At 69.8% G+C, this 24,062-nt stretch carries 21 protein-coding genes; 5 read left to right on the plus strand and 16 right to left on the minus strand.

The annotated features are described in order from the left end of the window. The first annotated feature begins 85 nt into the window (after positions 1 to 85). A complete protein-coding gene (locus tag OG963_RS11220) occupies positions 86 to 859 on the plus strand; it encodes a hypothetical protein (RefSeq protein WP_093775930.1) in 774 nt (257 codons plus the stop codon). Here the strand turns inward: OG963_RS11220 and OG963_RS11225 are convergent. From OG963_RS11225 to OG963_RS11260, 8 genes are all read right to left on the minus strand, one after another. Next, positions 831 to 2,390, minus strand: a complete 1,560-nt coding sequence (locus OG963_RS11225) for an NCS1 family nucleobase:cation symporter-1 (protein WP_371798835.1) — start codon at positions 2,388 to 2,390, stop codon at positions 831 to 833. The two genes, OG963_RS11220 and OG963_RS11225, sit on opposite strands and share 29 nt — an antisense overlap. A gap of 95 nt (positions 2,391 to 2,485) precedes the next feature. Further along, entirely contained in the window at positions 2,486 to 3,484 is a 999-nt protein-coding gene (locus tag OG963_RS11230) for a TIGR03842 family LLM class F420-dependent oxidoreductase (protein WP_030916709.1), read from the minus strand. An 11-nt stretch (positions 3,485 to 3,495) separates the two neighbouring features. After that, positions 3,496 to 4,896 carry a dihydropyrimidinase gene (hydA, locus tag OG963_RS11235; protein WP_371798836.1) on the minus strand — a complete coding sequence of 467 codons (1,401 nt, stop codon included), beginning with the start codon at positions 4,894 to 4,896 and terminating at the stop codon, positions 3,496 to 3,498. A gap of 464 nt (positions 4,897 to 5,360) precedes the next feature. Continuing rightward, the gene (locus tag OG963_RS11240; protein WP_093775924.1) at positions 5,361 to 6,644 is read right to left on the minus strand and encodes an aspartate aminotransferase family protein; all 1,284 of its coding nucleotides are present in this window, start codon (positions 6,642 to 6,644) and stop codon (positions 5,361 to 5,363) included. Beyond that, positions 6,641 to 7,483, minus strand: coding sequence for a nitrilase-related carbon-nitrogen hydrolase (locus OG963_RS11245; protein WP_030916717.1), 843 nt, complete (start codon positions 7,481 to 7,483; stop codon positions 6,641 to 6,643). Before OG963_RS11245 ends, OG963_RS11240 begins: the two co-directional genes overlap by 4 nt. A gap of 276 nt (positions 7,484 to 7,759) precedes the next feature. Beyond that, positions 7,760 to 9,145, minus strand: coding sequence for a hypothetical protein (locus tag OG963_RS11250; protein WP_371798837.1), 1,386 nt, complete (start codon positions 9,143 to 9,145; stop codon positions 7,760 to 7,762). Positions 9,146 to 9,290: 145 nt separating this feature from the next. Continuing rightward, the gene (locus tag OG963_RS11255; protein WP_093930177.1) at positions 9,291 to 9,680 is read right to left on the minus strand and encodes a PPOX class F420-dependent oxidoreductase; all 390 of its coding nucleotides are present in this window, start codon (positions 9,678 to 9,680) and stop codon (positions 9,291 to 9,293) included. 107 nt (positions 9,681 to 9,787) lie between these two features. After that, positions 9,788 to 10,060, minus strand: coding sequence for a helix-turn-helix domain-containing protein (locus OG963_RS11260; protein ID WP_030916728.1), 273 nt, complete (start codon positions 10,058 to 10,060; stop codon positions 9,788 to 9,790). A 75-nt stretch (positions 10,061 to 10,135) separates the two neighbouring features. Between OG963_RS11260 and map the strand changes: the two genes are divergently transcribed. Further along, positions 10,136 to 10,903 (plus strand): type I methionyl aminopeptidase, encoded by a 768-nt coding sequence (gene map, locus OG963_RS11265; RefSeq protein ID WP_319739242.1) that lies wholly within the window; start codon positions 10,136 to 10,138, stop codon positions 10,901 to 10,903. A gap of 56 nt (positions 10,904 to 10,959) precedes the next feature. On the opposite strand, the gene ggt is transcribed toward map, so the two are convergent. Further along, positions 10,960 to 12,768: a gamma-glutamyltransferase gene (gene ggt, locus OG963_RS11270; RefSeq protein ID WP_319327707.1), complete on the minus strand. Its 1,809-nt coding sequence runs from the start codon at positions 12,766 to 12,768 to the stop codon at positions 10,960 to 10,962. 103 nt (positions 12,769 to 12,871) lie between these two features. Between ggt and OG963_RS11275 the strand changes: the two genes are divergently transcribed. After that, positions 12,872 to 13,615, plus strand: a complete 744-nt coding sequence (locus tag OG963_RS11275) for a hypothetical protein (protein ID WP_319327704.1) — start codon at positions 12,872 to 12,874, stop codon at positions 13,613 to 13,615. A 70-nt stretch (positions 13,616 to 13,685) separates the two neighbouring features. On the opposite strand, the gene OG963_RS11280 is transcribed toward OG963_RS11275, so the two are convergent. From OG963_RS11280 to OG963_RS11300, 5 genes are all read right to left on the minus strand, one after another. Beyond that, on the minus strand, positions 13,686 to 14,216 hold the full coding sequence (locus tag OG963_RS11280) for a hypothetical protein (RefSeq protein ID WP_319327702.1): 531 nt from the start codon (positions 14,214 to 14,216) through the stop codon (positions 13,686 to 13,688). Beyond that, positions 14,213 to 15,649: a HAMP domain-containing sensor histidine kinase gene (locus OG963_RS11285; RefSeq protein WP_319739243.1), complete on the minus strand. Its 1,437-nt coding sequence runs from the start codon at positions 15,647 to 15,649 to the stop codon at positions 14,213 to 14,215. Before OG963_RS11285 ends, OG963_RS11280 begins: the two co-directional genes overlap by 4 nt. Continuing rightward, positions 15,646 to 16,329, minus strand: coding sequence for a response regulator (locus OG963_RS11290; RefSeq protein WP_371798838.1), 684 nt, complete (start codon positions 16,327 to 16,329; stop codon positions 15,646 to 15,648). Before OG963_RS11290 ends, OG963_RS11285 begins: the two co-directional genes overlap by 4 nt. 99 nt (positions 16,330 to 16,428) lie before the next feature. Beyond that, positions 16,429 to 18,108 carry a murein biosynthesis integral membrane protein MurJ gene (gene murJ / locus OG963_RS11295; RefSeq protein ID WP_371798839.1) on the minus strand — a complete coding sequence of 560 codons (1,680 nt, stop codon included), beginning with the start codon at positions 18,106 to 18,108 and terminating at the stop codon, positions 16,429 to 16,431. Then, complete coding sequence (locus OG963_RS11300) at positions 18,105 to 19,277, minus strand: lipid II:glycine glycyltransferase FemX (protein ID WP_371798840.1); 1,173 nt, start codon at positions 19,275 to 19,277, stop codon at positions 18,105 to 18,107. The genes murJ and OG963_RS11300 overlap by 4 nt, the downstream gene beginning before the upstream one ends. 212 nt (positions 19,278 to 19,489) lie before the next feature. Here OG963_RS11300 and OG963_RS11305 point away from each other — a divergent pair, with 212 nt between their 5' ends. After that, on the plus strand, positions 19,490 to 20,728 hold the full coding sequence (locus OG963_RS11305; protein ID WP_371798841.1) for an Ig-like domain-containing protein: 1,239 nt from the start codon (positions 19,490 to 19,492) through the stop codon (positions 20,726 to 20,728). Positions 20,729 to 20,897: 169 nt separating this feature from the next. Continuing rightward, positions 20,898 to 22,493 (plus strand): alpha/beta fold hydrolase, encoded by a 1,596-nt coding sequence (locus OG963_RS11310; protein WP_371798842.1) that lies wholly within the window; start codon positions 20,898 to 20,900, stop codon positions 22,491 to 22,493. A 58-nt stretch (positions 22,494 to 22,551) separates the two neighbouring features. Here the strand turns inward: OG963_RS11310 and OG963_RS11315 are convergent, their stop codons facing one another. After that, positions 22,552 to 23,421: an amino acid ABC transporter permease gene (locus OG963_RS11315; protein ID WP_030916763.1), complete on the minus strand. Its 870-nt coding sequence runs from the start codon at positions 23,419 to 23,421 to the stop codon at positions 22,552 to 22,554. Further along, complete coding sequence (locus OG963_RS11320) at positions 23,418 to 24,062, minus strand: amino acid ABC transporter permease (protein ID WP_030916767.1); 645 nt, start codon at positions 24,060 to 24,062, stop codon at positions 23,418 to 23,420. Before OG963_RS11320 ends, OG963_RS11315 begins: the two co-directional genes overlap by 4 nt.

Consider the following 24,062-nt stretch of genomic DNA (forward strand, 5'->3'; position numbering starts at 1 on the left):
TCGCGGCCCATCCCGCCGCGGCGTACGCTCAAAAAGTCGGACCGCGGCCCTGAACGGTCCGGCAGCCCCTGCCGAGGGAGGCGACGTGACCGGCCCACACATCGGCATCCACGCGACCGCCTGGACGGCGACCGTCGTGCTCGGTCTCTCGGGCGTCGGCGTGCTCGGCGCAGGTACGGCGCGGGCGGACGACCCCATCGACTCCCTCTCCGCCCGGCAGATCGCCGACCGCTCCAGCGACGCCCTGCGGGGCGCGCATTCCATGCACCTCAGCACCCGCAGTACACCGGCCGACGGCGGTACGCCGACGACCCTGGATCTCATCGTGGACCGGGCCGGCAACTGCACGGGATCGCTGGGTCTCGGCGGGAAGCAGGGGTCCGTGCGGATCGTGAAGCGGGGCGACACCGTCTGGGTCAAACCGGATGCCCAGTTCTGGAAGAGCCGGGACTCACGCGTCGGCTCCGCCCTCGCGTCGATTCTCGCCGGGCGCTACATGAAGGGCTCGGCCTCGGACCCGCGGCTGAGCAACCTGGCGAGCGCCTGCGACCTGGCCACGTTCCAGAAGGTGGTCAGCGACAACGCCAAAACCGACAAGGGGACGCTGACGAAGGGCAGGAAGACCACACTCGCGGGGACTCCGGTCGTCCCGCTGGTCCGGACATGGCACGGTCAGAAGGTGACGATGTACGTCGCGGCCACGGGCAAGCCGTATCCGCTGAGGATCGATGTGACGGGCGGCTCGCCGAAGGCGGACGCGACCGTGGCCTTCTCCGCCTTCGACAAGCCGGTGCCCACGACCACGCCGCCGCCGGACGAGACTGTCGGCATCAACGCGCAGGAGACCCGTGCGACCTGACGGCCGGCCGACCGCTGAGCAGCACGTACAGCAGCAGTGAGGAGGCCAGGCCGACCGCCCAGCCGTAGTCCGCGAGCGGCTTCAGGAACGGGATCAGGCCGTCCGCCGGGAACGGGCCCTTGCCGGGGGCCGAGTGGGAGCCGCCGATCGCGAGGATGCCACCCACGGCGAAGGCCACGACGGCGCGCCAGTTCCAGCCCTGCGTGTACCAGTAGCGGCCGCCGGGGCGGTAGAGGTCGGCGAGATCGAGGACGGTGCGGCGGACGATCCAGTAGTCGGCGATCAGGATGCCCGCGACCGTACCGAGCAGACCTCCGACCAGGCCGAGCCACGTGAAGATGTACAGCTCGGGGGTCTCGGTGAGCTTCCACGGCATGATCAGGACACCGACGACCCCGGTGATCAGCGCTCCCGTACGGAAGTTGATGAGTTTGGGGGCCAGGTTGGCCAGGTCGTACGCGGGTGACACCACGTTCGCCGCGATGTTGACGGAGATCGTCGCGACCAGCACCGTCACCAGGGCGTAGAGCAGACCGAAGACGTTGTCGGTCCTGGCGACGAGCTGGACCGGGTCCCAGATCGCCTCGCCGTACACGGCCTGCGAGCCGGAGGTGACGAGGACCGAGAGGAGCGCGAAGAGGGTCATCGTGGTCGGCAGGCCCAGCGACTGACCCCAGACCTGGGCGCGTTGGCCGGCGCCGAAGCGGGTGAAGTCGGGGATGTTGAGCGAGAGCGTGGCCCAGAAGGCGATCATGCCCATCAGGGACGGGAAGAAGACGGGCCAGAAGTCCGCGCCCCAGCCCAGCTTCGAGGGCTGGTCGAGCAGCGGGCCGAAGCCACCGGCCTTGACGGCGACCCAGATCAGCAGTACCACGGCGCCGACGATGACGAACGGCGCCGCCCAGTTCTCGAACCGGCGCAGGGTGTCCATCCCGCGGTAGATGATGGCGAGTTCGAGCGCCCAGAAGAGGACGAAGCAGAGCCAGAGCGTCCAGGGCTGCCCGCCGATCTCGGACGCGCTCGCCCAGCCGCCGAAGATCTTCCCGAGCAGGGTGAAGATGCCGACGCCGCCGATCCAGGTCTGGATGCCGAACCAGGCGCAAGCCACCGCGGCGCGGATCAGCGCGGGCAGATTGGCGCCGCGCAGGCCGAACGACGCGCGGGCGAGAACGGGGAACGGGATGCCGTACTTGGGCCCGGCGTGGCCGGTGAGCAGCATCGGACCCAGCACGATCAGGTTGGCCAGCGCGATGGTGAACACGGCCTGTTTCCAGTCCATGCCGAGGGCGACGAGACCGGAGGCGAGGAGCCAGGACGGGATGTTGTGGGCCATCCCGACCCAGAGCGCGGCGAAGTTGTACGTCGTCCACTTGCGCCGTTCCAGAGGAACGGGCAGCAGGTCGTCGTTGGTGAAGCGGTTGTCGGCGGGGACGGCGCCGGGTGCGAGTTCCACGCGTCCTGACAGGTCGGCTATCAGGTCCTGCGATGGGGTCGGCGGAGTCGGCGGGGTGGGTGGGGCTGTCGATGCCATGGCGGCTGGACCCTTCGCTCGGGAGCGGTGCCGTGCGGGGCTGTGGGGCGCGGGGGGTGTGGCGACGCGGGGATACGGAGAGACGGAGAGACGGGTCAGGACAGCGCGGGGATGATCTCGGAGCCGTAGGCGTCGATGGTCGCCTCTCGCGCGTCGTGCATGTTGTAGACCGCGAACTGGTCCACGCCCAGGTCGCGCAGTGCCTGGAGCTTCTCGATGTGCGCCTCGGCAGGGCCCAGCAGGCAGAACCGGTCGACGATCTCGTCCGGCACGAAGGCGGTGTCCGGGTTGCCGGTGCGGCCGTGGTGGCTGTAGTCGTAACCCGACCGCCCGGCGATGTACTCGGTGAGGGCCTCCGGGACCAGCCCGGAGTGCGCTCCGTACCGGGACACCAGGTCCGCGACATGATTGCCGACCATCCCGCCGAACCAGCGGCACTGCTCGCGGGCATGGTCGAGGTCGTTGCCGACATAGGCGGGGGCCGCGACGCAGATGGTCACGGCATCCGGGTCGCGGCCCGCCTCCGCCGCCGCGTCCCGTACCGCCTTGATCATCCATTCGGTGAGGTACGGATCGGCGAGCTGGAGGATGAATCCGTCGGCCTTCTGTCCGGCCAGGGCGAGTGCCTTCGGACCGTACGCGGCCATCCAGACCGGCAGTTTGCCGTCCTTGATCCACGGGATCTGGACGCTCTGGCCGTCGACGGTCGCCTCCCGGCCCTCGGCGAGGTCGCGGATGACGTCGATGGCCTCGCCGAGGCGGGCCAGGGTGTTGGGCTTGCGTCCGGCGACCCGCATCGCCGAATCGCCCCGGCCGATGCCGCAGACGGTGCGGTTGCCGTACATGTCGTTGAGGGTGGCGAAGGTGGACGCGGTCACCTCCCAGGTGCGGGTGCCCGGGTTGGTGACCATGGGCCCGACGACGAGGCGTTCGGTGTGTTCGAGGATGCGGCTGTAGATGACGAACGGTTCCTGCCAGAGCACCGCCGAGTCGAAGGTCCACCCGTAGCGGAACCCGTTGCGCTCGGCACGGCGCATCAGGCCGACGACGGCGGAGGCGGGCGGGTCGGCCTGGAGGACGAGTCCGAAGTCCATGACAGGTGCTCCTAGTCCAGATACTGGCTGGTGGCGCGCGGGGTGTACATGCCGTGGCCGGCGCGGCCGGTGAACTTTCGCTGGTCGATGACGACTTCGCCGCGCGAGAGGACGGTCTCGACCTGTCCGGTGAGCCGCTTCCCCTCGTACGCCGAGTAGTCGACGTTCATGTGATGGGTCTCGGCGGAGATGGTCTGCTCGGCGTGCGGGTCGTAGATGACGACATCGGCGTCGGCACCCGGGGCGATGGTGCCCTTCTTCGGGTAGAGACCGAACATCCGGGCCGGGGAGGCGCAGGCGATCTCGATCCAGCGGCGGCGGGAGATCCGGCCCTCCACGACCGCCTGATGCAGCAGGTCCATCCTGTTCTCCACACCGGGCATCCCGTTCGGGATCTTCGAGAAGTCGCCGCGGCCCATCTCCTTCTGACCGGAGAAACAGAACGGGCAGTGGTCGGTGGAGACGACCTGGAGCTCGTTGTTCCGCAGGCCCCGCCAGAGCGCCTCCTGGTGCTCCTTGGGCCGCAACGGGGTGGAGCAGACGTACTTGGCGCCCTCGAAGTCCGGCTCGGCGAGGTTGTCGGTGGAGAGGAAGAGGTACTGCGGACATGTCTCGCCGAAGACCGGAAGTCCCTTGTGGCGGGCGGCCGCCAGCTCGGCGACGGCCTCGTCGGCGGAGACATGCACGACGTACAGCGGGGACCCGGCGACGCGGGCGAGCTGGATGGCGCGGTGGGTGGCCTCGGCCTCCAGCGCCACCTTGCGGACATCGCCGTGGTAGCGCGGGGCGGTGCGGCCCGCGGCCAGTGCCTGCTCGACGAGGACGTCGATCGCGATGCCGTTCTCGGCGTGCATCATGATCAGCCCGCCGTTGCCGGCGGCCCTCTGCATGGCACGCAGGATCTGGCCGTCGTCGCTGTAGAAGACACCGGGGTAGGCCATGAACAGCTTGAAGGAGGTGACGCCCTCCGAGACCAGCAGGTCCATCTCCTTCAGAGAGGACTCGTTCACGTCGGAGAGGATCATGTGGAAGGCGTAGTCGATGGCGCACTTGCCGTCGGCCTTCGCGTACCAGGCGTCGAGCCCTTCACGGACCGCGTGGCCCACGGACTGGATGGCGAAGTCGACGATGGTGGTGGTGCCGCCCCAGGCGGCCGCCCTGGTCCCTGTCTCGAAGGTGTCGGCCGCATAGGTGCCGCCGAACGGCATCTCCATGTGCGTATGCGCGTCGACGCCGCCGGGGATGACGTACTTGCCGGTGGCGTCGATGGACCGGTCGGCGGTCCAGCTCTCGGCCGCGTCGGTACCGTGCGCGGCGAGTGCGGCGATGCGGCCGCCCTCGATGAGTACGTCTGCATGGAGTTCGTCGGACGCGGTGACGACGAGGCCGCCGTGGATGACGGTGCGGCTCATGTACCCCTCCTCACTGTGGCGGAATGGGTCTACGCACGTAGACATGGTGCGTGGTGAAGAACGTAGAAGTGGGCTACCCACTGTGGCAATACCACTGCGGTCAACCGCTGAAGACGATTCCGTTTCCGGGCATGGCGTACACCGTCGGCCCAAAGCCGACACCACGTCACGTCGTATACGTCGGTGCGTGGATGAGGAGGCAGGCGAACCGTCCGGCGCGACGGTCCGGATCCGGGTGAGCGGATCCGCCGCGCCCCACGGGGCGAGGCGTGCCGGGGCGCCACGAACGGAAAGGGACGGCGTCCCGGCCCCGGCCCGTGACCGGAAACGGATTCATCGCCTCGGCCGCGGCGTGCGGCCCCGGGGGACGCCGGTTTCAGGCGTCCCCCTTCGGGGCTGTCCGCCGGACCGGGGCCGGACACCCACCCGCCGTGACTCGGGGATGTGCCGGTGGGTCGGGCACCTCACCCCACCGCGTGCAGCGCGTCGGCGAGGATCCTCGCGCCCTCCTCCGCCTCGGCGATGGACAGTGACAGCGGCGGGGCGATCCGCAGCACGCTGGTGTTGTGCCCGCCGCCCTTGCCGATGAGAAGCCCGCCCTCGCGGGCCGCTTCGAGTACGGCGGTCGCCGCCTCCGGGTCGGCCTCGTCGGTGCCGGGCTTCACCAGCTCGATGCCGATCATCAGGCCCCGGCCGCGCACTTCGCGTACGCACTCCACTCCGGCTCCGATCGCCCGCAGCCGCTCGATGAGCAGTCCGCCGACGCGTCGCGCGTTGCGCTGGAGGTCGTGCTCCAGGAGGTACGAGAGGTTGGCCAGGCCGGCCGCCATGGTGACCGGAGAGCCGCCGAACGTCGAAATGGAGTTGGCGTCCAGGCAGTTCATGACCTCGGCGCGGGCCACGACACCACCGATCGACATGCCGTTGCCGATGCCCTTGGCGAAAGTGAGCATGTCCGGCGGTCCGTTCCGATCGTGCGCCTGCCAGCCCCAGAAGTGTTCGCCGGTACGGCCCCAGCCGGTCTGCACCTCGTCGGAGATCCACAGGATGCCGTGCCGACTGAGCACTTCGCGGAACGCCGCGAAGAGGCCGTCGGGCGGGGAGGTGAATCCGCCGACGCCCTGGATGGGTTCGGCGATCAGCGCAGCGGCGCCGCGGGTGTGCCCGAGCAGATCCTCGAGGTCGGCCACGCACGCCTTGATGAACTGTGCGTCGCTGAGCTCCGCGTACGGGCCCCGGGTGCGGACGCCGCCGTGGACGTACAGAGTCTGCAGCGGGGACAGACTCGTGGGCGACCAGGCCTTGTTGCCGGTGATGGAGACCGCCGAGAACGACCTGCCGTGGTAGCTGTTGCGCATCGCGAGGATCTGGTTCGAGCTGCGGTACGTGGTGGCGAGCAGCAGGGCGGTGTCGTTCGCCTCGGTGCCGGAGGTGGTGAAGAAGACCCGGGCGTCCGGGATGCCGGAGAGCGTGGCGATGCGCTCGGCGAGTTCGACCATCGGCCGGTTGAGGTACAGCGTCGAGGAGTGGATCAGCCGCCCGGCCTGCTCACTGACCGCCTTGGTCACTTCGGGCAGGGCGTGTGCGGTCATCGTGGTGAGGATGCCGCCGAAGAAGTCGAGGTAGCGGTTGCCGTCGGCGTCCCAGACATGGCGGCCCTCGCCGTGGGTGAGCTCCAGGGGGTGCCGGTAGTAGAGCGCGAGCCAGTCGGGGCTGACGGCGAGATGGCGGTGGTGGAGACTGTTCACGGCTCGACCAGTCCTTCGTACGCGTCGGGGCGGCGGTCCCGGTAGAACGCCCACTGCCGGCGCACCTCCTCGATGAGACCGAAGTCGAGGTCACGGACCAGGAGTTCCTCCTGCTTGTCGCTGGCGACCTCCCCGACGAACTGGCCGCGCGGGTCGACGAAGTAGCTGGTTCCGTAGAAGTCGTTGTCGCCGTACTCCTCCTGACCGACGCGGTTGATCGCGGCGATGAAGTATTCGTTGGCGACGGCGGAAGCCGGCTGTTCCAGCTGCCAGAGGTAGCTGGACAGGCCCCGCGAGGTGGCTGACGGGTTGTAGACCAACTGGGCTCCGTTGAGCCCGAGTTGACGCCACCCCTCGGGGAAGTGCCGGTCGTAGCAGATATAGACGCCGACCTTGCCGACGGCGGTGTCGAAGACCGGCCAACCGGCGTTTCCGGGCTTGAAGTAGTACTTCTCCCAGAACCCCTTGACCTGCGGGATGTGGTGCTTGCGGTACTTGCCGAGATACGTGCCGTCGGCGTCGATCACAGCGGCGGTGTTGAAATAGAAGCCGGACTGCTCGATCTCGAAGACCGGCACGACGATCACCATGCCCGTCTCACGGGCGAGATCCTGCATCCGCCGGACGGTCGGCCCGTCCGGGACGGCCTCGGCCCAGCGGTAGTGCTCGGGCTCCTGGACCTGGCAGAAGTAAGGGGCGTTGAACACCTCCTGGAAGCCGATGATCTTCGCACCCTGCCGGGCGGCCTCGCGAGCATGCTCCTCATGCTTGGCGATCATGGATTCGGTGTCGCCGGTCCAGGTCGCCTGGACGAGTGCGGCGCGTACGACGTGGGACATGAGCTGCTCCTTCGACGCGGCGTCAGAGAGCCTCTACGCGTTTTCTACGCACGTAGACTCGGTGCATAGGAGGAGAACGTAAGCCCCGCCACACGGTGGGGCAAGACCATCGCCGTGAACCGGCTGAGTCGATCATGTTTCATACCCGTGCGGTCCACACTTCTCCTCACCTCGCGCCCCGGGTGCACTCTCGAGCCCCACAGGCAGCGCGGCGCCGCCACCCCGCGTCCGGGCCCCGTGACGCCGATTCGACGGACTGCGCCCTCACCGGATGCTCTAAGGGATGTCCGCGATGCCCGCGACGCGCAGGGCGTGCACCACGTCCCACTCCCGCTCAGGTGACACCGCACGGGCCGCGGCCAGCAGTTGCGGAACGAGTTGGCGCGGATCGCCTGCCGCGATCAGGGCCGCATCCTCCGGGGTACGTACGCGGACGAAGGCTCCCATCAGCGCCTGCGCCTCCGGTTCGAGACCGGCCCGGTCCAGAGCGAGCACCGCGTCGGCGATCTCCGCCGCGGGCCGCGCCACCCCCTGGCGCAGCAGTTGTCCGCAGTCGTCGGTGCGGCCCGCCGCGGCCAGTGCCCCGGCCGCGGCGGCCAGCTCGACGGGCGGCAGCGAGGACACCTCCCACAGCAGGGTCGCCCAGTCGGCGGCCAGACCCGACCTGTGCAGTTCCACGGCGAGCAGGGGCAGTCGGTCGGCAGGCCAGCCGGCTGCCTCGCACAGCACACCGTGAGCCTCGCCGCTGCGGCCCTGCGTACGCAGTCGGACGAGCATGTCCACGGCCTCGGTGGCAGCGCGTTGCGCGACGGGGTCCGCGGCGGACCGGGCCGCCCCACGCCCCCGGGCGCCGGGCTCCGCGGCGGTGGGGGCGCCACCGAAACGGGCGCCGCGCGGGACGGCGGCGTTCGTCGGCGGGACGGGGAGCACGGGGACGGCGAGGGGGGCGCCGACGCCGGTGTCGTCGTCCACCTCGAGTCCGGCGAAGCGGGCGCCGCGCGGCTTCTTGCGCTTGGGAGCCGGGGGTTGGGGCGGCCCGGGGGCGGAGGACGACGACCGGGCGGCGGCGGCCCGCTCGCTTCCGACCGCAAGGCCGGGTGCGGTGCGCGGGCCGGACACCCGTGGCCCGGCGGGGTCGGCGGGGAACTCCTCCTCCGCCCGGAACCACCCCTGGGGCGCGGTCACGGCCGACAGCCGCTTGCGCAGTTCCGCGCAGCGGGCCGAGGCGCGCGCATGGTCGTCCTGGGCCCATGCCAGCGCGTCCGGGTCCGGCGGCTGCGCGCCGTCGTCCACCCCGCCGGCACGTACCCGCTGGGCGGCGTACGCCTGCTCGCGGAGCATCAGCTCCAGCCGCTCGACGAGTGACTGCCGCCCGCCCGGCCGCCGGTCGTGGGCGGCGGCCGATGCGGAGTACAGCGCGGCGGCGCGTACCGACTCACGTGCCGCGAACGCGGCGCCCCGCTCGTCGGCCAGGTCCCGCAGCAGCGACTCCACCACGTCCCACGGCGGTATCTCCGCACCGTCGAGGCAGGCCCGCATGCCGGCGGGATCGCGTCGGCAGAACACCCCGTACCACCCGCGCCCCGGGTCGAGCAGGGCCGTGAGGTTGCGCAGGTACTGCGCGAACTCGGCTACTTCACCAGCAAGTTGATGCACCGTCATCGTCGCCCTCACCCACCGTCGACTGGAGCACTCCAGTCCGCAGGCATTCGACCGCAGGCGTGTTACGGGACGGCTACGCGTACTTTTCGGCGAGGGTGCGGCCGGCGCAACCCCGCGCCCCGCACTCCCCCCGCGGCCGGCCGGGTCAGAAGGTGACGGCGATCCCGGTGTGCGGGCGCTTACCGAGCCGGACGACGGTCGCCGGCCAGTCGACCAGCCAGAACTTCCAGGTGTACTTGCGGGCGAGCAACCGGCGCACCGCACGTGTCCCCGCCTCGTCGAGCAGCCGCGCCGTTCCCTCGGCACTCGGCGCGCCCTCCGCGATCCGGCCGCGCACGTCGCAGACGGTGACGACGACCCGGCTGTCGTTGCCCAGCCGTTTCACCTTCCATGAGTCGGCGCGGGTCCAGATGAACAGCTCCTCGCCGTCGGCCGCCGCCCACACGGGCGTGGCAACGGTGGTGCCGTCCTTCCGGTACGTGGTCAGGCTGACGTACTCGCTGCGGGCGAAGTCCTGCAGAGTCCGGGAAGTCACGGCGGTGACCCTACGCGCCCGGCACCGGGTACGCACCCCCCGTGGGTACCGACCGCTCGACGGACAGGGGCAGCGGCCGGCCGGACGGCACCGCCACGGGTCCGCGGTCAGCCGGCCAGCGGGACCGCCACGTCCGGTTCCGGGGCGCAGCGGATCAGCAGCTCGTCCATGGAGAGGCCGAGCGCCCCGGCCAGTGCCGCGACGGTGAAGAACGCAGGGGTCGGGGCGCGCCCCGTCTCGATCTTGCGCAGCGTCTCGGCGGAGATGCCGGCGCTCGCTGCGATCTCGACCATGCTGCGGGCGCCTCGCGCCTCGCGGAGCAGTCGGCCGAGCCGTTCGCCGCGCAGGCGTTCTTCCGGGGTCAGAGGCGTTCGTACCATGCCGACAGTCTAGTACTGCCGTTATTCTCATACCGCCGTTATTCTCATACCGCTTTCACCGGTATAGTAATTGGCATGGTTGAGCTCAAGACGGATACATCCATAGAGGCCATGCGCGAGGCGGGCCGCGTCGTGGCCCTGTTGCTGGCGACCGTACGAGAGGCGGCGGCGGTCGGTGTGTCGCTGCGCGAGCTCGACGAGGTGGCGCGCGAAGTGCTGCGCGAGGCGGGCGCCGGGTCGCCGTTCCTGAACTACAAGCCGCATTTCGCGCCCACCCCGTTCCCCGGCGTGATCTGCGCGTCCGTCAACGACGCGATCGTGCACGGCATCCCGGGCGACCAGCGGCTGCGCGACGGTGATCTGGTGAGCATCGACGCGGGCGCGACGCTCGGCGGCTGGGTCGGCGACTCGGCGATCAGCTTCACCGTCGGCCGTGCCCGGCCTGCCGACACCCGGCTGGTCGACACGGCCTTCCGGGCGCTGGAGGCGGGGATCGCGGCGGCAGTCGTCGGCAACCGGATCGGTGACATCGCGCATGCGATCGGCACGGTCTGCCGGACGGCCGGATACGGCATCCCGGAAGGCTTCGGCGGCCACGGCATCGGCCGGTCCATGCACGAGGACCCGGCCGTCCCCAACGAGGGACGACCGGGTCGCGGCATGCCGCTGCGGCACGGGATGGTGCTGGCGATCGAACCGATGCTGATCGGCAGCGGCCAGGACGCGTTCCACCCCGACAGGGACGGCTGGACGCTACGCACGTCGGACGGCAGCCGGGCGGCGCACGCCGAGCACACGGTGGCGATCACGGACGCGGGGCCCCGCATCCTCACCGCGCTCTGACATCGCCGGACATCGCGCCATGAACCGGCCTCGGGAGTCCTACTGTTGACGTGCTGTCACGGCCTCGCGCTCGGCTTCACGACCATCGCCGCACCACCTCCCCGCCGGACCTTCTCCGCCGCGGCGAGCCACCGACCGTCCGGCAGCCGTTGCACACCGGTGGCCGCCCCGATCTCGGGGTTGAGCTTGAAGGCATGCCCCAGCGACTCGAGCTCGCTCCGTAGCGGGCTGTTCCACAGGCCCGGTTCGAGCTCCGTCGTCGGCGAGTTGCGCTGGCTGGCACGCGGCGCCGCGATCGCGTCGACCAGTGGAAGGCCCCGGTCGACCGTGCCGATGAGCGACTGGAGCACGGTGGTGATGATCGTGGCACCGCCCGGCGATCCCAGAGCCAGCACCGGCTGCCCGTGCTTCAGCACGATCGTCGGCGAGATCGACGACCGAGGCCGCTTGCCCGGACCCGGCAGATTCGGGTCGTGCACCGCCGGGTCGGCGGGTGCGAACGAGAAGTCCGTCAGCTCGTTGTTGAGCAGGTAGCCGCGCCCCGGCACGGTGATGGCACTGCCGCCGGTCTGCTCGATGGTCAGGGTGTACGCGACGACGTTGCCCCACTTGTCCGCGGCCGTCAGATGCGTGGTGTTCTCTCCTTCGTACGTCGTCGGGGCGGCCGTTCCACGGTTCGCGCAGTCGGCCGGGTGTCGCGGGTCACCGGGAGCGAGCGGGCTGGTCAGCACCGCGTCGTCCTTGATCAGGCACTCCCGCGAGTCGGCGTACCGCTGACTGAGCAGGCCGCGCGTCGGTACGTCCTCGAACGCCGGGTCGCCGACCCACCGCCCACGGTCCGCGAACGCGATCCGGCTCGCCTCGATGTAGCGGTGCAGATACTGCGCCTCGGTCGCCCGCGAGAGGTCCGTGGACTCAAGGATGTTGAGGGCCTCACCCACGCTCGTCCCGCCGGACGAGGACGGCGCCATGCCGTACACGTCGAGGCCGCGGTAGCCGACCTTCGTAGGCGCCTGCCGCACTGCCCGGTAGGACCGCAGGTCCCTCGCCGTGAGATCGCCGGGACGCACCACCCGGGTCGCCTCCGGGTCGACGGGCGGGTTGCGCACAGTCCGTACGACATCGTCGGCCAGCTCACCGCGGTACAGCTCGTCGATGCCCTCGCGGCCCACCTTCTCGTACGTACGGGCGAGATCGGGGTTCTTGAAGACGGAACCGACCACGGGCAGTTGCCCGCCCGGCAGGAAGAGCTTCGCGGTGTCCGGGAAGTCGGCGAACCTGGCCTGGTTGCCCTCCGTCTGCGAACGGAACGTGGAATCGACGACGAAGCCGTCCCGGGCGAGACGTTCGGCCGGCTTCAGCAGCCTGCCCAGCGACTTGCTGCCCCAGGCGTCGAGGGCGGTGCCCCAGGTGGCCGGAGTGCCGGGCGTGCCCACGCTCAGACCGCTGGTGACGGCGTCTGCGAAGGCGAGAGGCTTCCCGTCCTCCAGGAAGAGCGAGGAGTCCGCGCTGCGCGGGGCGGTCTCGCGGCCGTCGATGGTCTCCACGGTGTGCTTCTTGGCGTTGTAGTAGACGAAGTAGCCGCCCCCGCCGATGCCCGCCGAGTACGGCTCGGTCACGCCGAGCGCGGCCGCGGTCGCCACGGCGGCGTCGACGGCGTTGCCGCCCGCCCGGAGCACCTCGATCCCGGCGGCCGTCGCATCCGCGTCGACGCTGGCGACCGCGCCGCCGTATCCCACCGCGACGGGGGACTTGGGCGGTGGCACGGCCGATGGCGACGAGGAGGACGGTGCGGCCGCGCCGACCGTGACAACAGCGGCGAGCACACTTAAGAACGACACATTCCGTGCGACTGAACGTCGCATGCGCACCTCCAGTGAAGGATCGTCCGCGCAGGGTAACGCCGCCTCACCTGTCCCGTCAGGGCCCCCGTGAACATGGTCCGGATGACCGCTAACATGCCCGCCCATGACTGACGACGTACGCAACATCGTGCTGGGCGTGATAGCCGCCGGCATCAGCGCCGCCCTCGGCTGGGCGGCTCGCACTTATCTCTGGCGCCGCAGACTCCGACGGAAGCAGGCGTTCTTCGGGCTGCCGGGGAACTCCGAGTGCCTCCTCGTCGTCAACCGAGACGCGGGCGGGGACGGCGCCGTGCACCGCCACGACGTCTTCGCCCTGCTCGAACTCTCGGCGCTGATCAAGGACTGCTCGGCGCACGCCCAGATCGTGTCCCACGACACCGCCCAGCAGGGCTTCGGCGAGCGCACCGAGTTCTGCGTGGGCGGGCCGGTCTCCAACCGCCGGATGGCCGCCCATCTGCATTCCATGCTGCCCGGCGTGAAGGTGAACACCGAGCCGGAGCCGGGCCCGGACCGTGGAGCCTTCCAGATCGGAACGGAGCGCTACCGGGCGGAGAAGGGCATCGCCGAGCACGTCCTGCTCGCCAGACTGACGGCCGGTCAGGACGCCCGCCCGGTCTTCCTGTTCTGCGGACAGCAGGCGATCACCAACCAGGCGGCGTCCCGCTACCTGGCCCGCAACTACGAGAAACTGTCCCGCAAGCACGGCAACAACACGTTCTGCCTGCTGCTCAAGGTGGTCAACTCGCAGGCGTACGGCCCCGATGTGGTGGAGCTGGTCGCCGATGTGACGCGGGCCGCGCAGACACCTGTACCCGCACAGCGCACTTCGCACCGCGCGTCGAGCTGATCCGCCGCGGGCCCGGGCCGCGCCCGTCCGGCCGCCCACGCTTCCCCCCTGCGCGGGGGTGGCCCGGCGATCAGACGGAGCAGCGGGCCGGCCCGATGGTTCCATCGGTTCCGAGCACCGTCACCGTCATGCCCTGCTGGGCGCCACGCTCGAACGCGACGGTACAGATCAGCTGCTGCCGGGCGAGTTCGGAGAGCTGGTTGACGCCCGAAGCGAGCCGGACCCGTACCCCGTCCTGGCCGGTGGTCACGCTCACCCGATCACTGATCATGGGGAGTTCGGTGCGCAGGCCGGCCTTCCTCTCCGCCGGTGAAGGACCGTTGAACAGCATGGAGAGCTGCTTGCCGCGGCTCGGCCCGTCATCCCCTGTTCCCGAGGACGCGTTGTCCGACGGCATGTCGACCCGCCGTACGACAGGGAGCAGTCCGCCCGGGGACGACGACGAGATGAAGTACAGCACCGTGCTCTGCCGGGCGGCCGGGGCGGCCACCTCCACGGTCGCCGCGTCGCCGACCTCGACCACGTCCGTGGACCGGATGCCGCACCCGGTTGCCAGCAACACGAAGGGCAGCAGAGCGCCGAGGACCCGCCCTCGCATCATGCCCCCTCCAGCGGAAGCTCGACCGTGAACACAGCACCGCCGCCAGGCCTGTTGGCGCCGTCGACGGTGCCGCCGTGCAACCTTACGTTTTCCTGCGTGATAGCCAGTCCGAGTCCGCTGCCCGCCGACCTGGTCCGCGCCTCGTCGGCCTTGTAGAACCGGTCGAAGATGTGCGGAAGGGCGGCCGGATCGATCCCGGGACCGCTGTCCTCGACCTCCGTCACCAGCCAGTCCTTCCCGTCCCGCCGCTCGGTCCGCAGCCGTACCCGGACGGGCTCCGCGCCGTGCCGCAGGGCGTTGCCGACCAGGTTGGCGACGATCACATCGAAACGGGGCGGGTCGAGCACTCCCCGCACTCCGTCCGGGAGTTCGGTGGCGACCTGTCCCTCCCAGCGTCTGGCCTGCAGCGTCTTGCGGATCGTCTCACCGACGTCGACCTCGTCGAGATGCAGGCCCGCCGCCTTCGCGTCGAAGCGGGAGATCTCCATCAGGTCGTCGACGAGCGTGGCCAGCTTGCCCGTCTCCGCACTGATCAGCCGGACGGCTGCCGCGGTGTCGGCGTTCAGATGGGCGGCGTCCTCGTCGAGGACTTCGGTGACGGCGAGCATCCCCGCGAGCGGGGTGCGCAGCTCGTGCGAGACGTCGGAGGCGAAGCGCCGGGCCCGTGCCTCCGCCCGTTGGAGCTCCTCCACGGACTGCTGGAGCTTGGTGGACGATTCGTTGAACGTCCATGCCAGTTCGGCGAGTTCGTCGGATCCCTTCACCTCGATACGGGTGTCGAGCTCGCCCCGTCCGATCCCTGCGGCAGCCCGGCGCAGGTCACGAACCGGGCGCAGCACACTGCGGGCGGCCAGCAGGGCCGGCACCAGCGCGATGAGAAGGGCGGGCAGCGCGCCGTCGCGGGCCGCGGTGACCATGGCGTTGACATTGGCCTCCTCGGGGCGGAGCGGCATCACCGCGAAGAGGACGAGCCCGGTGCGCCGCGGGCCTTGTCCCAGGTCGAACATGGCCGGCATCCCGATCGTCAGCCAGGGCTCACCGTTCTTGACGACCCGCTGGAACGAGGCGTGTGCGTTGGTGCGGGCAGCGGCGCGCAGTTGGGATGTGATCACGTTCGAGGTGGACCGGTCCGACGAGGAGACCCGCAGGTCCGCGTATTCGGCGAAGACGAACCAGGTGTGCGGCTTGCCTTCCCGGGCGAGGGTCTGGCACACCTGCTGCAGCTGGGCCGCGTCCAGCGGGAGGGTCACCTGCTGCGCGGTGACCCGGTCGCGGAACTGGGCGACCGCGGTGTCCTGTGTCTGCTGAAGGATCGCTGACCGGGCCTCGCGGTAGGTCAGCGTCGCAGTCGTGATCGCACTGATCGCCGCGACCAGAAGAAACGCCGATATGAGACGGGTCCGCAGACCGAACCGGGCGCCGAGAAGCTTCATACGAGCGGTCCGAACCGGTAGCCGAAACCGCGGACGGTCTGGATGTACCGGGGGCTGCCCGCCACATCCTCGATCTTCTGCCGCAATCGCCGTACACATGCGTCGACCAGTCGCGCGTCGCCGTGGTAACTGTGCTCCCAGACGTACTCGAGCAGCTGCTGCCTGCTGAAGACCTGCTCGGGAGAGGCCGAAAGATGCAGCAGCAGCTTCAGTTCGGACGGGGCGAGCAGGATCCGCTCCCCCGCCTTGGCGACGGACAGCCCGGCACGGTCCACGGCCAGTGCGCCGTGGAACTCGATGCCGCTGCGTCCGGCGGGTTCGGCGAGCCGTCGCAGCACGGCCCGGATCCTGGCCTCGATCACTTCGGTGCGGGCCGGCTTGACGATGTAGTCGTCCGCGCCGGCCTCGAGCCCGACCACCACATCGAAGTCGTCTCCTCGGGCGGTCAGCATGATGATCGGCAGCTGGCTGGACTCCCTTATACGACGGCAGACCTGGACCCCGTTCATGCCGGGCAGCATCAGGTCGAGGAGGACGATATCGGGCCGGAACTCCGCCAGCGCACCGAGTCCCGCCTCGCCGGTCTCCACGGCCCGGAGCTCATGACCGCGCCTTCGCAGCCCGAGCTCGACCCCTTCACGTACGGAGGGATCGTCTTCGATCAACAGCACACGCGGCATGGCACCAGTATCCCAACGATCACTATCAAGCCGACCGGCCCGGACGAGCCGTCCGGCACCACAAGAACAGGACGGCCACCGGACAGGCCCCGGCGCCCGCTAACGCCGCAGCCGGCTCCGTCCCGCAGCCAGCACGGCACTGACCTCGGCGAGCCGCAGCGGCCGGGCCAGCACCCCCACCACCGCCAGTAGCACCATCACCCCTGCCGCCGCTGCCACCACGTCCCCTGCCCCGTCGCACGCGCGGGCCACCCCGTAACCGAGCGCCCCCGCGGGCACGCACGCCACCACCAGCCGCGCATGCGCCCACAGCCCGGGCGACCGCCGCAGCGCGGGCCGCCGCTCGCCGGATCCGCCCGACACCCTGCGATGCAGCACATACGCGGTGACCGCGAACCCCGCGAACAGCGCCACCGAGTATGCCGCGGCCATCCCCGTCACCGCCCAGCGCGCGGGCAGCATCAGATACGCGACACCGGACAGCCCCGCGTTGAACCCCGCGATCACCAGGTTCAGCAGGAACGGGGTACGGGTGTCGCCCATCGCGTAGAACCCCCGCGACAGCACGTACTGCCCGGAGAACGCGATCAGTCCCGGCGCGAACGCCATCATCATCCCCGCCATCACCGTGATGTCGGCGGCACCGGTACGTCCGTAGCCGAACACGGCCCCCATCACCCACGGCGCGAGCGCGAACAGCGCACCCGCCGCGGGCACCACCACCGCAGCCGTCGTCCGTAGCGCGTACGAGACGTCGCGGCGCACCCCGGCGAGATCGCCCTCGGCCGCCGCCCGGCTCATCCGCGGCATCAGTGCGGTGACGAGCGAGACGGTCACGATGCCCTGCGGCACCACCCACAGCTGGTACGCGTAGCTGTACGCGGTATAGCCCACGCCGCCCGCCACGCCCTGCTCCACGGCGTGCTGCCCGGTGAGAGTGGAGAGCCGGGTCACCAGCCAGTAGGCGACCTGGTTCGTCAGTACCAGCATCACGAGCCAGCCGGCCGATCTCAGCGGCCGGGTGAGGCCGCTCCCCCGCCAGTCGAACCGGAGCCGCCAGCGGAACTTCGCGGCCCGCAGCGCGGGCACCAGGGCCAGCGTCTGCACGGCGATCCCGGCCGTCGTCCCCCAGCCCAGCAGTCGGGCCTGCGCCGAGGTCAGCGTGGTGTCGGAGCCTGCCGCGACGCCCAGGTACAGCCCGAACACGGCAATGATCACCAGGTTGTTGAGGACCGGGGTCCACATCATCGCGCCGAACCGGTTGCGGGCGTTCAGTACTTGACCGAGGAGCGTGAACAGCCCGTAGAAGAGGATCTGCGGCAGGCAGTAGCGGGCCAGCGCGATCGTGAGCTCTGCCCGGTCACCCGAGTAGGGGGTGTAGACGGCGACGATCAGGGGGGCGCCGGCGACGGCGAGCCCGGTGAGGGCGACGAGGCCGACCGCGCAGGCGGTGAGCAGCCGGTCGGTGTACGCGGCACCGCCGTCGGCGTGCTGCTTGGCGGCCCGCACCAGTTCGGGGACGAACACCGCGTTGAGGGCGCCGCCGATGAGGAGCATGTAGAGGATGTTGGGGACGGTGTTGGCGACCGCGTACCCGTCGGCCTGGAGTCCGGTGCCGAGCGCGGCGACGACGACCGCCGAGCGTATGAACCCGGTGGCCCGTGAGACGACCGAGCCGGCTGCCATGACGGCGCCGCTGCGCAGCACCGCCCTCGACCTGTCCGTCGCCTTCCGCCGCTCACCCCCTGCGACCTCACCGGTCGCCTCGGTGGCGGTCACCGGCGCGCCAGGTACGCCTGGAACGCCCGGTACAGCGTGTTGTTGGCGGCTCCGCCCACCGATGTCTCCCACTCTCCGAGCGTCTCGACGACCTGTCCACCGGTGCCGAGCTTCCAGCGCAGCAGTCCGAAGCCGCGATCGTCGGGGTCGAGGGTGGAGGGTACCCCGCGCATGTCGTACACCTCGGCGCCGAGAGCCAGTGCGTCAAGCATCATCCGCCACTGGAGGGCGTTGCTGGGGCGGACCTCACGGCGGTGGTCGGCGGACGCGCCCGTCTGGTACCAGACCCGCCGCCCGGTGCTGATCATGGTGTGCGCGGCAAGGATCTCGCCCTCATGGACGGCGAGGTAGAGCTGCATCCGGCCGGGCTGCTCGGCGTTGAGCACGGCGTACTGCCGCTGGTAGTAGGCGAGGGAACGGCCGAGGCGGAAGCCGTCCCGCGCCTCGGTCACCCGCAGCAGCCGGTGGAACTCGGGAAGTTCGGCCGCACCGCCGACGACGATCCGGACGCCGCACTTCTGGGCCTTGCGCACGTTGCGGCGCCACTCCTGGTTGAGCCCCGCCCACAGGTCGTCGGGGGTGCGGCCGGCGAGCGGCACCTGGAAGACGTGGCGCGGCTGGGCGTCGGCGTCGTTGCCGGCGTCGCCGTCCCCGCCGCACCGGTGCCAGCCGCGTGCCCGGAGCCGTTCGGCGACGGCGGTGCCGAGCGGGTCCACCTCGGTCGCCAGGACGTCGCCGATCTTCCGGCAGGGCCCGGTGGCCGCCTTGAGGCGGGCGGCGTCCCAGCGGCGGTAGGCCGGCGACGGGCCGATCCGTACGGCGAAGGCACCGGTCTTCCGCAGATGCGCCATCAATGGCAGGAGCCAGCGGTCGATTTCGGGGTCCGCCCAGTCCGCCACCGGCCCTTCCGGCAGATAGGCAAAGTATTTACGGGTACCGGGGAATTGCCGGTAGAGAACGAGCGCGCTGCCGGTCAATTCATTGCTGTCGCCGTGCCATCCGACCATTTCCGACTTCCATTGATCCTTCACGCCGGCCCAGGACGGATACTGCAGAAAGCTCGCCCCGGCGCGCTCGGTCACACATGCCCGGTGCTCGGCAGCGGTGAGACCGCGTATCCGTAGCCCCTGTTCACCCCTGTGATCACCGGTCGCGAGCAGCGCTGACATGTCCGTGGCCCTCCCCTGGTCCCTCCCGGCCGACGGCTCGGCGGGGCTGCACAAGATGCTCACAGCGTCCTATGACGGGTTCGCGCGGCGAATGTGACCGGACGATGACCGTTGTGCTGCGTTCCTTGTCACACAAAGGAATCCATGGTTTTCCAGGTATTTGCGGAACCTATGGTCGAGTCCATGCCTCTCCACCGATGAGAAGCACTGCCATGGAGGTTTTTCCGTTGATCTCTGTATGCCGGCGCATACGCCGCACCAACTCGCTCGCCCGCCCGGCCCGGCTGACCCTGATCGCCGGTACGGCGGTACTCGGCGCCGCCCTCACCGCGTGCTCCGGTGCCGCCGCATCGGACTCGGGTTCCGGGTCCGATGACGGTGCCAAGTCCACCAGGACTCCGGACACCAGGATCACGGTGAACCTCCGGGGCACGAAGGCCGCCGCGGGCAAGCCGGTGACGGTCACGCTGGCCGACGGGAAGCTGAAGACGGTGAAGGTGACCGCCGCCGAGGGTGACGCGCTCACCGGCCGGGTATCGGGCGACGGCCGGACCTGGACGTCGGACCGGGTCGCGGCACCCGGTACCGAGTACAGCGTCGAGGCCACGGACACCGGCGGCGGCACCGACCGCGCGGGCTTCTCGACCGCCGCGGCCGACAAGGTCAACAAGCTGACGCTCGCCCCCGGAAAGAACACGACGGTCGGCATCGCCCAGCCGCTGTCGATCGTCTTCGACAACCCGGTGAAGGACAAGGCAGCGGTCGAGAAAGGGCTGAAGGTCACCACGTCGAACAACACCGAGGGGTCCTGGGGCTGGCTGCAGGACTACTCCGGCAAGGACAGGATCGACTGGCGGCCCAAGGAGTACTGGAAGTCCGGTACGCGCGTCACGCTCGACGCCGATCTGAACGGCATCGACTCGGGACCGGCGGGCGGCTGGTTCGTGCGCGACTACGCGACGACCTTCACGATCGGCCGCGACCAGGTGGTCAAGGTCGACCTCGACCGGCACCGGCTGGCGTTGCACCGGGACGGGCGGACCGTCATGGACGTGCCCATGTCGGCGGGCACCCCGGGCGGGGACAAGGCGTCCTGGCGGGGCACGGCCGTACTGATGGCGAAGGAGGGCACGATCAACATGCGCTCCGAGACGGTCGGTCTGGGCGACGCGTACGACAAGATGGTCGACTCGTCGATGCGGCTGACCTGGTCGGGGATGTACGCCCATGCCGCCCCGTGGAACGCGGCGTACTTCGGGGTCGCCAACCACAGTTCCGGCTGTGTGGGCATGAGCGACGCGAACGCCGCGGAGCTGTACCAAAAGGCGCAGGTCGGCGACCCGTTCGAGATCACCGGTGCGGACGCCAAGGGCACGGTCGCGGAGGGCAACGGCTACGGGGCGTGGAATGTGTCCTGGTCCGACTGGCAGGCGAAGAGCGCCCTCGGCTGATCCGCGAGGCCGCGACGCCCCTGACACCTCCGCCGTCCTGACTTCGCGTCGCCGCTGACACCATGTCCAACAATCGTTACGCTCACGAAACTTACCGGGGAGTTACCAACGGTAAATGGCCAGGGTTACCGTCGGGTCACTTTGCACCGACACGCGTGAGGAATGACTCGTGGGACGTCCGTACCCGGCTCTGCGCACCACCGCATCCATCGGAACCGCCGCCGTCCTGATCGCCGGAGCCGCCCTCGGCGCGGCTCCGGTGGCCGTCGCCCGGCCCCCCGCCGCACCCGCGGCGGCGTCGGCCCCTGGCCTGAAGTTCCACGACATTCCCGGCTCCGGCGGGATCACACTCAAGGGCAATGTCTTCACCCCCGCCGGCGCGGAGCCGGGCGACAGGCACCCCCTGATCGTGCTGCCCTCCAGCTGGGCGACGCCGCAGATCGAGTATCTCGCGCAGGCACAGCAACTGGCCGACTCCGGTTACGTGGTGGTCAGTTACACCTCACGCGGCTTCTGGCTCTCCGGCGGGAGGATCGAGGTCGCCGGTCCGCCGGACATCGCCGATGTCTCCGCCGTCATCGACTGGGCCCTCGCCCACACTCCCGCCGATCCGCAGCGCATCGGTATGGGCGGCGTGTCGTACGGAGCGGGTATCAGCCTGCTCGCGGCCGGCCACGACAAGCGGATCAAGGCCGTGGTCGCGCTGAGCGGTTGGGCCGACCTCATCGACTCCATCTACAGCGGCCGTACCCAGCACCTCCAGGCCGCCGCGCTGCTCGGTGGGGCCGGTCTGCTCACCGGCCGACCGAGCGACGAGCTGAACACGACGCTCGCCGACTTCCTCGGGTCCGACCTGGCCAAGGAGCCGGACATGATCGCCTGGGGGAAGAAGCGTTCCCCCGTCACGTATCTGGACGCGATCAACGCCAACGGCGCTGCCGTCATGATGGGCAACGCGTGGGGCGACACCATCTTCCCACCCAACCAGTACGCCTCGTTCTACGAGAAGCTCAGCGGCCCCAAGCGCCTGGAATTCCGCCCCGGCGACCACGCCACCGCCGAAGCCACAGGTCTCCTCGGCCTGCCCAACGACACCTGGACCGACGCCCACCGCTGGTTCGACCGCTACCTCAAGGGCGAGCGCAACGGCATCGACCAGGCGCAGCCGGTCCAGCTCAAGTCCCGTACGGACAGCGGCTACGAGGGCTATCCGGACTGGAAGTCGGTCGGCGCCGACCGGAAACGGATCGCGCTGAGCGGTACGAAGAAGATCCACGCGAACGTCGACTCGGGCGCCGACGGTGGCATCGTGATGCTGTCGAACGCCCTCGACCAATTCGTGAAGCTGCCTCCGGTCGCCTCGATCCCCCTGCTGCCGCGCACCTTCGCGGGTGTCTGGCAGTCCGAGCGGTACGGCTCGGCACAGCACATCCGCGGCACCGCGAAACTCCACACCACGGTCACCGGAAACAAGGAGAGCGGCACCCTCGTCGCCTATCTCTACGACGAGGGGCCGCTCGGTCTCGGCAAGCTGGTCAGTAACGCCCCCTATACCTTCCACGGACGGACGCCGGGGCGGCCGTTCGGCGTGGACCTGGAGTTGTTCTCCACGGCCTACGACCTTCCGGCCGGTCACCGACTCGCCCTGGTCGTCGACACGGTCGACCCGCTCTACATCGAGCACAACCCGCCGGGCTCACAGCTGACCTTCTCCTCGCCGGACACGGACCCCTCGTACCTGTCCGTTCCGTTGCGCGAGAAGTGATCACCGGCTGCTGCCGGGCGGGCACCGCTCCTCCAGAGCGCTGTACGGCCGGTCTGGGCTACTGCACTCCCGGCAGCAGCGTTTCTGGTTCGGCCGGTGCGACTTCCACCGCCTTCGTCTTCGGGTTGCGCCGCTCCCGCTTGGCCACCCAGGTGGCGAGCCAGGAGAGCAGCATGCACATCCCGATGTAGATCGGCGAGATCACCATCACCACGGGGATGAAGGGAAGATCGTAGTCGAGGTTGGACGCGATGAGTTTGCCGGCGTGGAGGAACTCCTCGTACGTGATCAAGAATCCGAGCGAGGTGTCCTTCAGCGCCACCACCAGCTGGCTGATGATGGCGGGCAGCATGGCGCGCACCGCCTGCGGTGCCAGCACGAAGGTCATCACCTGCGTCTTGCGCATGCCGAGGGCGTACGCGGCCTCGCGCTGGCCACGGTCCACCGAGTTGATGCCGGTGCGGAACACCTCGGCGAGCACCGAGCCGTTGTACAGGGTCAGTCCGGCGACCAGCGCGGGCAGCGGCTGCACCTTGAGCGCCACGAAGATGAAGAAGATCATCACCAGAACGGGCATGGCCCGGAAGAACTCGACGAGGAGCGTGGCGAGCCAGCGCACCGGCCGGTGTTCGGAGAGCCGCCCGACGGCCAGGACAGCCCCTAGTGCCAGCGAGAGCACCGCGGCGTACGCGAACGCCTTCAGCGTGTTGCCGAGACCGCGCAGCAGCAGTTCCTGGATGCCCTTGTACACGAAGGGTGTCCACTTGGCGCTGGTGAACTGCTCGGTGGCGAAGAGCAGATAGACGACCCAGCCGACCAGGGCGAGAATCACGACCGTGGCGACGATCCCGTACACCCGGTGGCGTTTGCGCGTGACCGGACCCGGGATGTCGTAGAGCGCGGTGACTTCGGGGGCGCGGGTGGTCATCGGGCGACTCCCCAGCGCTTCTCCATCACATTGAAGAGCGCACTGATGGACAGGGTGATGATCAGGTAACCGACGGCGATCCAGACGAAGGTCCAGATGATGTTGTAGCCCAGCTCGTTGAGTGTCTTGTAGGTGCCGAGCAGTTCGATGACGCTGAACGCGCCGGCGATCGCCGAGTTCTTGGCGAGCGCGATGAGCGTCGAGCCGACCGGCGGGATCACCGAGCGGAACGCCTGGGGCAGCACCACGGAGCCCAGCGTCTGCCCGAAGGTCATACCGAGGCTGCGGGCGGCTTCGCCCTGCCCCCGTGGCACGGTGTTGATGCCGGAGCGCAGCGCCTCGCAGATGAACGCGGAGGTGTAGCAGCCGAGCGCGAGGACCGCGAAGACCTTGAACGGCAGGACCAGGCCGAAGCGCGGCAGGCCGAGGAGGACCGCGAAGAAGAGCAGCGTCAGCGGCGTGTTGCGGAGCACCATCACCCAGACGGTGCCGAACACCCGGAGCGAGCCGACGGGCGCCACCCGGAACGAGGCCATCACGAAGCCGAGCACCAGCGCCAGGATCGAGGCGAAGACGGTGAGTTCGAGGGTGCCGAGGAAGCCTTCGGCGTAGGTCGAGAAGTTCTCTGTCAGTACGTCCAT

This window comes from Streptomyces sp. NBC_01707 (assembly GCF_041438805.1).
Classification (GTDB): domain Bacteria; phylum Actinomycetota; class Actinomycetes; order Streptomycetales; family Streptomycetaceae; genus Streptomyces.